Source organism: Bacteroides fragilis NCTC 9343 (assembly GCF_000025985.1).
GTDB lineage: Bacteria > Bacteroidota > Bacteroidia > Bacteroidales > Bacteroidaceae > Bacteroides > Bacteroides fragilis.
The window spans coordinates 2,386,997-2,400,540 of the sequence record NC_003228.3; the positions used below are offsets into that span (position 1 = coordinate 2,386,997).

Sequence of the window (13,544 nt, forward strand, 5' to 3'; positions counted from 1 at the left end):
GAGCTATAATATGTTTATCTCTCTTAAAAAATTGTAGCATCTTTGTAATGTATATATAAAGAATATTAATTACCTTTGTATTCCAAAACGTTTATTTACAATTTATTAATTAACAAGTTCTATTAACTAACAAAGAGAATTATGAGAAGACATCTAATTCATTTCCTGCTGGTTGCAGTGCTGACGGTATGTTCTGCCGCTACGGCCATTGCCCAGGTAACAGTGAAAGGTCAAGTTGTGGATGCGGAAACAGGTGAGCCATTGATTGGTGCAGCCGTAACGATTGTCGGTACCACCCAGGGTAGTGTGACTAACTTGGATGGTATGTTCACACAAAAAGCTGCCTCCGGTTCAACGCTGCTTATCAAGTACCTTGGTTACAAGGAATTCAGCAAGAAGATCACCCAGAAAGGTGGTACTGAAGATTTGGGCGTAATAAAAATGGCAGCCGATGCAATGGTGCTGAATGACGTTATCATCACTTCTTCTGTTGCTGTTTCGCGTAAAACACCGGTAGCTGTATCGACAGTTGACCCTGTCTTTATCGAGGAGAAGCTCGGAACACAGGAGTTTCCTGAAGTTTTGAAGTCTACTCCGGGTATCTATGCAACTAAGCAAGGTGGTGGTTTTGGTGACTCCAAAGTGAACATACGTGGTTTTAAGACTGAGAACTCTGCTATGATGATTAACGGTGTTCCGATGAATGATATGGAATGGGGTGGCATCTATTGGTCGAACTGGGCCGGTTTGAGTGATGTGACTCGTAGCATGCAGGTACAGCGTGGTTTGGGTGCATCAAAGGTAGCGGCTCCTTCAGTGGGTGGTTCTATCAACATTGTGACTAATACAATCGATGCCAACAAAGGCGGTTTCGTATCTTATGGTATGGGTAACGACGGATTGAACAAAATCCTGTTCAAGGTATCTACCGGATTGACCAAATCAGGTTGGGCCATGACCCTTTTGGGAGGTAAGACCTGGGCCGATGGTTATATCCAGGGAACCAACTACGAAGCCTACAACTGGTTTGTGAATATTACAAAGCGTTTCAATGACAATCATCAGTTGTCATTTACTGCTTTTGCTGCTCCCCAGTGGCATAATCAGCGTGGAAATAAAGACGGACTTACCATTGAAGGATGGCAGGAAGTTGCGAAGAATTATATGAATGGTGAGAAGCCTTATCGTTATAACCCTACCTACGGATTCGGGTTGAACGGACAAAGAAAGTCATCGGCATATAATGTGTATAATAAACCTCAGTTGTCATTGAACCATTTGTGGCAGATTAATGAAAAGTCAAGTTTGAGTACGGCTCTGTATGCTTCTATCGGTCGTGGATATGGCTATTCCGGTCAGGGATTGACCAGTGCGGATCGCAGTAACTGGTATGGCAGTAACAATGGTAACCTGAATATGACTTTCCGTAAAGCCGACGGTACATTTGCGTATGATGAAATATATGCTTTGAATGAAGCGAGTGAGAATGGTTCGGTTATGGCAATGTCGAAGTCTAAGAACTTCCATAACTGGTATGGTCTGCTTTCTACTTATACTACTAAGTTCGGTGATTACTTCGATTTCTATGGTGGTATAGACTACCGTTATTATAAAGGTACACACACCAATGAATTGGTTGACCTCTATGGTGGTGACTTTTATGTAGACTCTTCTTCAAGAAAAAGTGTTTTGGCTTCAAACAATGCCGCCGCTGCTGCCGGTTCTTCATTTGTGAACCAGAAATTGAAAGTAGGTGATATTGTTTATCGTGACTTTGATGGCTATGTGATGTCTGAGGGAGTATTTGCTCAAGGTGAATACAACAGAGATAAGTTGAGTGCCTTCATTTCCGGTTCGGTTTCTAATACCGGTTACTGGCGTTACGACCGTTTTTACTATGACAAGGCACACGCCAAATCAAAAACTGTCAACTTCATCGGTTGGAATGCAAAGGGAGGTTTGAACTACAACCTTACCGAAAATCATAATGTGTTTGCCAATATCGGTTATATCAGCCGTGCTCCATTCTTCTCGGGAGGTGCTTTCCTTAATTCAACAGTCAGCAATGCGACAAACCCCGATGCAGTGAACGAGAAAGTGTTCTCTTTCGAAATCGGATACGGCTATCGTTCGAGCTTCCTTACTGTGAACATCAATGCCTACCACACTCGTTGGATGGACAAAACCACTACCCGTTCACAGGATATCACAAACTACTATGAAGGCAGCCTTAGCGAGCCTTACGATGCAAGTAAGCTGGTTTCTACCAAGTCTGTTATCAATATGCAGGGTGTGAATGCTTTGCACCAGGGTGTCGAACTTGATTTTGTAGCAAAACCTTTCCAATGGCTGGATTTGAGCGGTATGTTCTCTATCGGTAACTGGCGTTGGGATAGCAATGCTTCGGGTAGCTTCACTGTAGAAGGTCAATTTGTGAACAGCGCATCTATCAAGGGAAGCGATGGTAAGGATGTGACCGTTCTTGTAAATGCGGCAGCTAACGGATTGGAGCCGGGTACAATGAAACTGAACCTGAAAGATGTGAAAGTGGGTGGATCTGCACAGACTACCGCAGCTTTGGGTGCTACTTTCAAGATCGACAAAGCCCTTCGTCTGGGTATCGACTGGAACTTATACGCACGTAATTATGCTGACTGGTCATTGAACTCAAACGACCTGGTGATGAACAGTGAGAAGGACTTTTCTACTCCTTGGCGTATTCCGACTGCAAGTACTTTCGATTTGAACGCAAGTTATAAATTCAACTTTGGTAAGCTGAATGCAGTACTGTCAGGTAACGTGAACAACTTATTCGACCAGACTTATATTTCTGATGCGACAGATGGTAGCAATCACGATTGGAAGACCGCTTACAATGTGTTCTACGGATTCGGCCGTACTTATAGCTTGAGATTAAAAGTTAATTTCTAATCTAAAAACAGGAAGTTTAAATTATGAATAGAAATCTATTAATGCCTGTAGCGGTGTCGTTGATTCTGCTGTCCGGCTGTAAATATAACGATGACAACTTCGAAGGATTGGACGATATGACCCAACCGACGAATTTGATGAAGATAGAGTATACGCTGACTGATGCTGACTATGCAACTATCAGCTCAAATTCGACCAATAAGAAGATTGCTACAGATGCCGGTGTGTCTAAGGATCTTGAGAATGTGAAGACTAACATGTATCTGACAGAGAAGATCACGGGAGCGGATTACATACCTGCTTTCTTGCTTGATAAGTATTACACTGCTGATAAGGGTTCGAGTGCAAAGATTACGTATAAGTACAAAGAAGCGATGTCTTCTTTGCTGTCGGAGTATGCTTCGGTGAAATATCTGAAACCGACGGATGCCGAATACAAGTTGGTTTATGGTGAGAATGCATTTGCGCCTTATCTGAATGAAAAGACAGAAGGTCAGATGTCTAAGATCCTGAACGAAAAGTTCAAAGATGCCGAAAAGGGAACAGCTGTTTTCGTTGACTATAAGTTGGGAGAGGGACAGTTGGAGAATCCGTTGATGTGGCAAAACTTCGAGGCGCTTCCTACCGGAGATTTGCAAGAGCTCAAAGGCTGGTTTATCAGCTCTACCGGTGACACTCAGTGGAAGGTTACTTCTTATGATGATAACCAGTATGTTCAGTATTCGGCAAACGGTACGAAAGGGGCATGCGTCGGCTGGATGGTTACCCCTGCTATTTCTGTTACTGCCGGTGATTATCTCGCTTTTGACGTGACCGTGGGATACTATAATGCCAGCTGCTTGTCAGTGCTTATTTCAGAGAATTTCGATGGTGAAAATGTCGGTACTGCCAATTGGGTTGATGTGACTTCTGGTTTCAGCATTCCTACCAAGCCGACAAGTGGTTACGGTACGTTTGCTTCTGCAGGTAAAGTGTCTTTGTCAGCTTATGCAGGCAAGAAGGTGTATGTAGCCTTTAAGTACGAAGGTGATGGTGCCAATAAGAAAACCACTACTTATCAGATCGATAACATCATGGTAGGTACCTCCATTCCGGCCAACAGTCTTTCTACTCCTACTTACGCGGTGAAAGTATACGATGGAAAGAACTGGAAGAATAAGAGCAATAGCGTATATGTCCTGACATATGCCGATTACGGAGATATGGGACAGAGTAAACGCTACTTTACTTCTGATGTTCCGGCTGTGAACTATTTGCCTGCTTATTTGTCTAAGATGGTGGCATATCCTGTTGATGGCGATGCACGTGTAGTAGTCTACAGATATTATAATGGTACTGATTTGAAGATCTACAGTGATGAATACACTTATTCTGCCGAAAAAGCGAGATGGGAGTTGAATACACGTATTGTCGATAAGACAGAGCAGTTTGTATTGTCTGACGGAAAGTGGAACTTTGACCCGAGCACTGTGGTTACTTTGAAGGCAGAAAAGGGCGATGCAGAAACTGCTGCATTCTATCAGACCATCACCGATTGGGTGATTGCCAATAAGGGACAAGAATATGCGCCTATATTTAGTGGTAAGAGTAATAATGAATATTATTATGGTAGCTCTGCTTATCAGAACAATTTTGATTTCCGCCCGGCGAAGTGGAGAGAACAAAATGCTGCCGCTTATGGTAACATGTCAGATGCCGATCTGACAAAGTTGATGTTCGAACGTTTGCCAGAAGCATTCCTTCCGGGATTGAAAGCAATCTATGGTAGTGCGGATGTTGTGGAAGGTGTAGATGTCTTCTATACAATTAACTTTGCCATTTACGATGGCTCTTCTACCACACAATATACCATTAAGTATAAAGTGACAGGTAAAGGACAGTTTGAATATGTTGCAGACTCTTTGAAGAAAGTAGAATAAGAAAACTAATTCATTTATAATTAAGAAAGGCCGCTCTGAGTAATCAGGACGGCCTTCTTTTATATTATAACGAGAGAGTTATGGGGGTGAAAAGGCGTTTAGATACATTCCCGTTTACATCTTCACCTCCATCACTACCGGATTATGATCACTGCACAAATTGAGGTCAGGCGAATAGTAATCTACCCCTTTAAATTCTTTGGAATGGAAAATATAGTCGATTCTCAGCAGGCGTTTAAAGTACCGGAACGTATACATGTACCCATGTCCGCAAGTCTGGAATCCGTCTTGAAGATTGTCACCTTTCACGGTACTGTATGTGTAGGACGATGGGAGAGAGTTAAAGTCACCGCAAACCAGTATAGGGTAGGGGGTGGTGCGGATTAATTGTTCCAAAGTCTTTGCCTGCGCCGCACGTTTCCTGAAGTTCTCGTTGAGTCCCTCCAACAATTGTCTGGCCACTGCTTCCTCTCTGCCTGTCAGTTCGTTTTTAGCCAGTTCCCTTTCCAGTCTGCGCTTATTTTGGCTGACCTCCGTTGTTTGCAGGTGGTTATTGAAAACACGAACCGTTTGTCCGTTTACGTCCAGATCACACCACATACTGCAATTCCTTGAATCGGGGTAAGTGATCAGTCTGCTGTCCTTCACCGGATATTTGCTGAACAGAGCTACCTGCAAGATAGGTGTACTGTCCGGAGCTTGCGGAATGACGGCATACTGCCAGTCTGCAAATGCGTTCCGTATGCTGTCTGGAGTAAAGTACCGGTTGCCGGCAAACTCCTGAAAGCAGATAATGTCCACCCGGTGCTCTTTCATATAAGCCGCAATCTCCTTGCACGAATATCCCGACTGCTCGTTGCCGAAACTGTCAACGTTGTATGTCGCTATTTTCAGTGTATTTGCCTCTTTTCCTCCGGCCGTGAAAGGAGGTTGGAAGATCCGACCCAGATATTGCCAGTTGGCAGCTATGGTTATCAACGGAATGATGATCCAGAACCTCCGGCGAATCCCCCAGTAAATGGCGGCGGCAAGATTGATTAATAACAGTCCTGACAGCGCCAGCCCGATGAAAGGCATCAGAGTGGAGTGTTCGGGAGGTATGTGTCCGGCGAATGCTCCGGCAATGGTGATGCCGGCCAGGACAAAAGTCAGTGCAATAGACGTACAATAAAATAGTTTGGATACAGCTTGCTTTCCCATTGTTTTGAATTTCGCATTTTAGTTCACCACAGATTACACGGATTAAGACAGATTGATTATTTATCCGGTTGATCTCAAGCGGAATTCAGACAGACTCCGAGGAAATCCGTGTCAATCCGTGTAATCCGTGGTGAATTGGTTTATTTCAGCCATTTCTTTATCTTTTCCTTTAGCTTTTCCTGAGCGATCGGTTTTGAGATAAAGTCATTGCATCCGGCTTCTTCGGCTGCATTCCGGTCGTGTTCGTAAGCGTATGCGCTTTGTGCAATGATGGGTACTTCCGCGGACAGTTGCCTGATAATTCTGGTAGCTTCCAGTCCGTCTAAGTTAGGCATCTTGATGTCCATCAATATCAGATCCGGATTTACCTCGTCATACATGGTCACGGCCTCCATGCCGTCTCTGGCGCGTACTAAGCGGTATTTTCTACCCAGAATAGCGTTCAGCAGGTCGAAGTTGCTGTCTGTGTCTTCGGCTATCAGTATGGTGGCTTTCTCTGTTTCGACTGCGGTTGTCCGAAGGTCCTCTTCCTTTTCCGTCGTTTCCTCTTTGGGGCGGGGCGTATCCTCTTTGGCCGGGAGCACTTCCGACGGCTGTGTTCCGACGGCTTCGCCGGGCAAGTGGCTGTTCGTTCCCGTTTCCGTATCTTGTATGACATTCTCAAGAGGCAGCCAGAAGGTGAATGTGGTTCCTGTGCCCACTTCCGAGGAGACCGCAATCTCTCCGCCCAGCCGTTCGATGATCGTTTTACAGATTGACAATCCCAGACCCGTACCCTGGGCAAAATTGTTCAGTTTGGCAAACCGTTGAAATACCCTTCCCAACTTTTCGGGCTCGATACCCAGTCCGGTATCTTTGACGTAGAATACAACTCGCTCGCCTTCCTGTTTGTAACCATAGCTTACGCTGCCTTCTGTGGTAAATTTGAACGCGTTGCCTATCAGGTTAGAGAATACCTGGAAGATCCGGTTCTTGTCCGAGTGGATGCTTAGCGCTTCGTCCGGCGAGTCGAACCTCAGTTCCACTCCCTGCGGACAGCGGAATACGTGTGCATCATGAATCTCTTTGCAAAGTGGGTGCAGCCTCACCGGCCCGTAAGTGAACTCTACGATGCCCGACTCTATTTTGGAAAGATCCAATATTTCGTTGATCAGTTGCAACAGCCGTTCGTTGTTGGCGTCTACAATCTCGTAATACTCCCTCCTTTCCTCCGCATTGTCACTCTCCGAGATGATGCGCGAGAATCCTACGATGGCATTGAGGGGCGTGCGTATCTCGTGGCTCATGTTGGCAAGGAAAGCCGACTTCAGTTTGTCCGATGTTTCCGCTTTCTCTTTCGATTCTATCAGTTCACGGCGCATCAGTTCCAGCTGGGTGATGTCCCATTCGATGCTGACAATGATGGGAGAGAAGTCCTCGCTTTCCACCATGATTTTTTGCTTGTCGAGAATCAGCAGATTTCCGTTTTTGTCCTTGCCCTCCATAATCCAGTGCATCCCTTTTCCGGTAGCGGCAATTTCCATATCCTCTTTTCGCTTCTGCTGTGCCATTTCCGGCGGGTAGTAGTCGAAGTCGTTCATTCCGATGGCGTTTTCTGAGCTGATGTCCCGGTTGTACGACTCCCGGTTACGGTAGATGTACCTGAAATCGTTCTCGATATCTTTTACCACGATACCTGCCGGGATGTTCTCCATCGTAGTATCCATGATGCGATTGAAGCGTTTGATCTGCGATTCGTACCGGATACGTTCCGATATGTCATGGGTGAACGACCAGAAGGTTTCTTCTCCGTCGTCCGTTGTCACACTGTACATGGTGCCTTCAAAGGCCAGTGTGTTTTTATCGTGCTTCAGGGGTTGGTAGGCCAGGAAGTTGAGGGTCTGGCCTTCCCGTATGCTGCGGTAACGTTCCTCCCAGTCCTCTATGCAGGTCATATCGCCCACGACATCGAACACCCGTATCAGTGACAAGTCCGCCTGTTCCGCGATCCGGTGGTTCAGCCTGAACTGCCTGTTGGCAAATATCAGCGTGCCGTCTCTGCGTGCCGCGTACACACTTTCTTTGGCATTGTTGATGGCATGCGTCAGCGTGTTGATGTCGTTTCGTTTCCGCTGTATGTCGGTGATGTTCTGTATATACCCTTCCAGGACGATGTTGCCATCTTCTTCTTCATTCCGCAGGTAGCATTGCTGGCGCATATAATATACCTGTCCTTCCAGCAGGATGCGGTATTCGATGTATTCCTTTAAGAGTTCGCGGCGGTTGGCTTCCATCCACGTGTTCACGGCGGGCAGGTCTTCGCTTAGGATGGTTTCGTAGTAATCCTGAAAGTTGATGCTCCGCTCTTCTTCCGTGCATACGATTCCGTTGTATCCCCGGTAATAGAATGTCTTCTCTCGCGATGAATATTTCCATTGCCCTATTTGTGCCGCTTTTTGTATCTCCTTCAGCTCGTAGTTGGTGCGTTCCAGTTGCAGTTTTACGTTGCTGCGCGCCGTGATGTCGCGATATTGGCACAGCACCTTGTCACCGTCGTACGGCTGCATGATACATTTGAAGTAATACGTTTCGCCCCCTTCTAGTGGCAGCCGGTAGTTGCGGTTCACCGTTATCCCCTGTTGGGTCACCCGCCTGAAGTCCGGTAGCAGTTTCTGGAAGGTATGGTCGGGAAGCAGGTTGAACAGATTTTTCCCCAAGAGTCTGTCTTCTTGCAGAAACCACAAATCGCTGTGTGGGTCGATGTCCAGACACGTGCCGTTTTTGTCCACCAAGATCAGTGTGTCGGATGTCAGTTGAAGTATCTTGTGGGCATTGTCTACGTCATGCAATATTCTATCCATGCTTTGTCCGATTTATTGGTTTAAGGATTCCGTTTTTGTTCTTTTGGCTTTTTCCCATGCTCCTGTTCCTTTCTTTTTACGAAGGTAGTTAACACCTTTCATTACGTTAATGTTCATAAACAGGAAATAATACGGGATGAAGAGCAGCTTGTTTTTCACTTGCCGGGTAGAAAGGTAGTAGCCCCATCCTCCCATGATGTAGAATAGGAGCTGGAGTGCCAGGATGGTGCCGTAACAGACAGGGGAGCCCCCCGCCAGTAGAATGGCGATGTTGAGTGGAAGCAGCGCGAACAGCAGCACCGGTGCCAGAGACCACCTCAGCACTCTATGCGATACGTATTGAAACGTCAGCACTCCGTAACGGAACGGATTGAGCAGTTCTCTCAGCCGCCAGATAGATTGCAGTCCACCGGCTGCGATACGCACTTTCCGCTTCTGCTCCTCGCGTATGTCGGCCGATCCGCTTTCGATGGCATACGCCTGCGTGCAATATGCTATCTTGTATCCCTGCATGGCGATGCGCAACGACAGGATGAAGTCGTCCAGCAGCGTGTCCGGTTCCATCACTGTGAAGAGCTCCCGGCGTACGGCAAATAGTTCGCCTGCGGCTCCCACGGCGGAGTAGAGGCGTGCATCCAGTGCTTTCAGTGTCGATTCATATTTCCAGTATATGCCTTCTCCTCCGGCCGCCGCACCGTCTTTTTCTTGCACGGCTATCCTTTTCTCACCGGCAACGCATCCCACCTTCGGGTCTTCAAAAGCCCGGACTATTTCGCGTATTGCTTCGCGGTTGAGCATCGTATTGGCATCGGTAAACACTACGAGCGGCGTGTCCACCAGCATCATGCCCCGTGTCATGGCGGCCGTTTTTCCTTGCCGCAGGGGTTGGAAGTGGACGGTGGCCTGCGGCCAGTCTTCCAGTCGCTGGTTGGTAGAGTCGTTGCTTCCATCGGTGGTCCACACGATGTGCAGCTTGTCCGCCGGGTAGTCCAGCCCGAGACAGTTGCGCATCTTCTCGTCCACCACCTCTTCTTCGTTAAAGGCTGTGATGAAGAGTGTCACGTCCGGCAGTCTTTTGTCCGGGGGGAGCTGTCGCCGGACAGGTTTCACAAAGAGTTCCTTCAGTTTGACCAGCATGTAAAGCAGTATTCCGTATCCCAGGTGGGTATAGAATACGAGGAAGAGGGAGAGCCAGAAAAGGATTTGCAGTGTTGTCATCATAGTATCTCTTATTTTATTCGGTTCAATAATTCGGCTTTCTTACTTGATTCTTTAAGCATGTTTACAAAGTAGAGTGCGTCTGCTTTGTTCGATTGGTTTGTTTTGTCTTTTTCATATTGCTCTACAAAGTGCGTAGCGTGTTCAACCAGGAACCGTCGGCAGTCAATGTTCAGCATGACTCCGTCCTGATAATTTCCGTAAGACAGTCCGGTGACAGCACTGTTACTTTCTATCGACTTGATGTCTTCTTTCTTCAGTCCTTTCAGGTTGATGGTGACTGAAGGGTAATAAAAATATTCCTGGCTCGGCAAGTTGATGATCAATTTCAATGTCGATCCGTCTGCGCTCTTTTCAATCTTTCCATGCATGCGATAATAGTTGTATTCATAATATTCTTCTTGACTAGGCATCCATATACAATCTTCACCATCTTTGCCATAAGTGTCGTTCAGCCAAAGAAGAAAGTCAGTCCAGAAGGCATCTGTAGAATGTACACCGATGTTAATAGCGCACCGATCCACAGTGGGTATAGATCGTTCTTGCTCTATCACCTGTTTAAAGTCATCAGGACTATCATGAAAGACTCTATTTAATGTATGATTTTCTAGATTAGTAAGATTATGAAATGGATATACCTTTTCACCACGTTCTGCTGTGATAGTTTTTATATCATCTAAGTTAATTGCAGCAGTAGTATAATCAATGTTTCCATCAGGTTCTGAAAGCGTTTTACATTTCCTGCCCGATAATCTTTTTTGTATGCTATCTTGCCCAATAAGATAATGTTTTTGTATGCTATCTATGTTATGTATTTCCTTAGTATTTACGTTATGAAACGCTATACTATTGCCATAATTAACTATATCAATTACATCTTCCCATAAAATGCCATTTCTTCCATAAAAACGATAATTGTCTTTGCTATATCCCAAATTTATTATTGATTCTTCGGCCATGTAGTTATCGTCTGCAGCCAATGTAGCTGTAAATGAAAATCTAACTTCTTTGCCTGTTCCATCAGTACATCCTAAGGTTTTTCCTAAATAGTAAATATCTGGTGGAAGATCATCTTGCTTTAATTGTTCATAATGATAGTAATATTGTCCCGAAAGAGGCTTTCCATTGATACTTGCCCATGTTCGTGGATAGATACTAGGCTTACAATCGTCTTGGGTAAGCATAATTAGCAAATGTTTGTTATATTTTAGAGGTGCAAAATAAACATCTAACAATTCTAAATTGATAGTTGAATTGGTTTTGATTGTAATCTCGGCTGTCACATTTTTATTTTCTTGATCAAAAGGGTATAAATATGCCGGTTCTCTTAAACTTCCTCCTTTATACAAGTCAACTTCTTTGATACATGAAGCTGCTAATAGTATCAAAAGGAATATTGCTATGGTTTTAATGTATATTTTCATGACTTTATTTTAAAATAGGTAATACGTTTAATTTTTGCATTGAGTGTTTGTGGCCAATTTTTGTTCATACAAGGCTTCTCTATTAATATATAGTAACAACAACATATTGTAAATACAATTGGAAGTAATAATGTAGCTTGTATTAAATAGTTCGAATAGTAAAAGTCAAATGGGAGTATTTTTTTAGTTAGTTTGCCTGTAAAATGAAATAATGGATAATGTAGTAAATAAATTGTGTAGCACATTCCTCCTATTATGTATAATACTTTTCTTCTACATATCCAATTTATAAAATATCCTTTGAAGACACTTAGAAATAACAAAAACAATGCTATACAAAAGTATAGTTGATTAGGATTCCATATAAAATAGAAGAGTAAATAAAAGCAGATGGATCCAACAATGTCCCATATGAAGTATTTTCTATATAACAGTTCTTTCTGTCGTAAGAATAAATATGCAATGGTAAACCCTACAAGAAAATAATGAAGATGGTTTAATATAGATAGGTGTAAATGTAATTGTTTCAATTCATTATAAAAGAAACCTTTTAATATTAATGAAAAACAAAATAATATAGTGATGCGAATATACCATGAATATTTTCCTGAACCGGAAAAAAGAAATAAAATTAACCATGGAGCCAATACGTAAAACTGAATTTCCACTTCAAGACTCCATATGACTGGATTAAAAGGAGGCCATACACCATAAATTAGAGTGTGCGTATAGGTTATTGATGCGAATAAATGGTTTATATCCGCAAGTATATTTGTTTGAGAAGTTATGGCATATGCCAAATATATGATGACACATGATAAAATAAAAGGTACTTCTAAGCGAGTTAACCTTCTATAGAAATATTGTTTTAAAGAAGGTTTTTTACTGCCTTCTAAATAATGACGGAAAAAAGGTAATGCTATGACAAATCCACTAATTGCAAAAAAAAGCTCAACACCTAAACCACATCGATTAATGAACCAACTCCATGAATTGATATCTTTGACTCCTTGGTAATAATCATATCCGATACTTCTGCCAAAAAAATTATTGAGATGCAACAGGCAGACTGTAAAGATAGCAAAGAAACGGAATCCATCTATTTCAGTGATATACCCAGCGGGGTTAATTGGACGATGTAATTTCTCGAATATTTCTTTCATGATTTTATTAAATTATCATCTTCATCCTTATATTCTTTCTTTCGCGTAAATACTCTACCTATATTTTTGAGGGCGTAAATAGCCCGTACCTTAAAACTGTTGAATAACGAGCCGTCAGCGCTGATGGTACCATATCCCGTGATTGCACGTGCCTTTCTTTTGCGTATAAAATATATATTTCCGTATTCTTTGAGTCGTAAAGCTAAAGAGCCATCCTCCCCCCGTCTAATATCTGTGCGGATACCCACTTGACGAGCGTAATCTGTACGGTATGCAAATACCAGTCCTCGTACACTTAATTCAGGACGTTTGATCGATTGTATCCATAAATGGATGTCTCTAATGAATTCATATATTTTTAATCCGACCCACGAATGTTCTTTATCGGGAATATAGCTCCATAATGAACTTACTGCTACAATTCCAGGACGTTCTAATGCATCAACCATTGTTTCAACATAATGTGGGGGATACATAGTGTCGGAGTCAATATTAATGTGATATTTTCCTTTGGCACGCTTTAATCCGCAGAGGCGAGCATGTCCACAACTATGTTGATGCTCTATTACATATGGAATGCCGGTTGCTTCATAGATTGTTGCTGTTTGGTCTTTGGAATCGTTATCTGTACCAATAATTTCTATTGGATATTTACATTTCATTTCACTCAGAGACCATAAACTCGCTAGTAGATGTTTTTCTTCATTATATCCTATAAGAGAGACTGTTACAAGCGGATTGTCAGATTGTAGTAATTTCAGTTTATTTCGAACTTCTTCAACGATCTCTTGTGGAGCTTCAGAAAAAGGCTTCTCGTATACTTGTAAATATTTTGTGTACCATTTCATA

Annotated in this window: 8 protein-coding genes; 2 read left to right on the forward strand and 6 right to left on the reverse strand. The window is 43.5% G+C overall.

What is annotated here, in order from left to right:
- Positions 1-141: 141 nt before the first annotated feature.
- Together BF9343_RS09570 and BF9343_RS09575 are read left to right on the forward strand one after the other, a co-directional pair.
- Positions 142-2,931 (forward strand): TonB-dependent receptor, encoded by a 2,790-nt coding sequence (locus BF9343_RS09570; protein ID WP_005787151.1) that lies wholly within the window; start codon positions 142-144, stop codon positions 2,929-2,931.
- Between the two features lie 23 nt (positions 2,932-2,954).
- Positions 2,955-4,850 carry a choice-of-anchor J domain-containing protein gene (locus BF9343_RS09575; protein ID WP_010992817.1) on the forward strand — a complete coding sequence of 632 codons (1,896 nt, stop codon included), beginning with the start codon at positions 2,955-2,957 and terminating at the stop codon, positions 4,848-4,850.
- Positions 4,851-4,964: 114 nt separating this feature from the next.
- Here BF9343_RS09575 and BF9343_RS09580 read toward each other — a convergent pair whose 3' ends face one another.
- The 6 genes from BF9343_RS09580 to BF9343_RS09605 form a co-directional block, all read right to left on the reverse strand.
- A complete protein-coding gene (locus BF9343_RS09580; protein WP_010992818.1) occupies positions 4,965-6,050 on the reverse strand; it encodes an endonuclease/exonuclease/phosphatase family protein in 1,086 nt (361 codons plus the stop codon).
- Between the two features lie 140 nt (positions 6,051-6,190).
- On the reverse strand, positions 6,191-8,890 hold the full coding sequence (locus tag BF9343_RS09585; protein ID WP_010992819.1) for a hybrid sensor histidine kinase/response regulator: 2,700 nt from the start codon (positions 8,888-8,890) through the stop codon (positions 6,191-6,193).
- Between the two features lie 12 nt (positions 8,891-8,902).
- Positions 8,903-10,111, reverse strand: a complete 1,209-nt coding sequence (locus BF9343_RS09590) for a glycosyltransferase family 2 protein (protein ID WP_010992820.1) — start codon at positions 10,109-10,111, stop codon at positions 8,903-8,905.
- 8 nt (positions 10,112-10,119) lie between these two features.
- A complete protein-coding gene (locus BF9343_RS09595) occupies positions 10,120-11,532 on the reverse strand; it encodes a polysaccharide deacetylase family protein (protein WP_005787166.1) in 1,413 nt (470 codons plus the stop codon).
- Entirely contained in the window at positions 11,529-12,695 is a 1,167-nt protein-coding gene (locus BF9343_RS09600) for an acyltransferase family protein (protein ID WP_005787168.1), read from the reverse strand. Before BF9343_RS09600 ends, BF9343_RS09595 begins: the two co-directional genes overlap by 4 nt.
- Positions 12,692-13,543, reverse strand: a complete 852-nt coding sequence (locus BF9343_RS09605; RefSeq protein ID WP_010992821.1) for a glycosyltransferase family 2 protein — start codon at positions 13,541-13,543, stop codon at positions 12,692-12,694. The genes BF9343_RS09600 and BF9343_RS09605 overlap by 4 nt, the downstream gene beginning before the upstream one ends.
- Position 13,544 lies beyond the last annotated feature (1 nt).

Excerpts from the sequence above, each read along its gene's own strand:
- BF9343_RS09595 (WP_005787166.1), bottom strand. The coding sequence starts at position 11,532 with ATGAAAATATACATTAAAACCATAGCAATATTCCTTTTGATACTATTA.
- BF9343_RS09600 (WP_005787168.1), bottom strand. The coding sequence starts at position 12,695 with ATGAAAGAAATATTCGAGAAATTACATCGTCCAATTAACCCCGCTGGG.
- BF9343_RS09575 (WP_010992817.1), top strand. The coding sequence starts at position 2,955 with ATGAATAGAAATCTATTAATGCCTGTAGCGGTGTCGTTGATTCTGCTG.
- BF9343_RS09585 (WP_010992819.1), bottom strand. The coding sequence starts at position 8,890 with ATGGATAGAATATTGCATGACGTAGACAATGCCCACAAGATACTTCAA.
- BF9343_RS09570 (WP_005787151.1), top strand. The coding sequence starts at position 142 with ATGAGAAGACATCTAATTCATTTCCTGCTGGTTGCAGTGCTGACGGTA.
- BF9343_RS09580 (WP_010992818.1), bottom strand. The coding sequence starts at position 6,050 with ATGGGAAAGCAAGCTGTATCCAAACTATTTTATTGTACGTCTATTGCA.
- BF9343_RS09605 (WP_010992821.1), bottom strand. The coding sequence starts at position 13,543 with ATGAAATGGTACACAAAATATTTACAAGTATACGAGAAGCCTTTTTCT.
- BF9343_RS09590 (WP_010992820.1), bottom strand. The coding sequence starts at position 10,111 with ATGATGACAACACTGCAAATCCTTTTCTGGCTCTCCCTCTTCCTCGTA.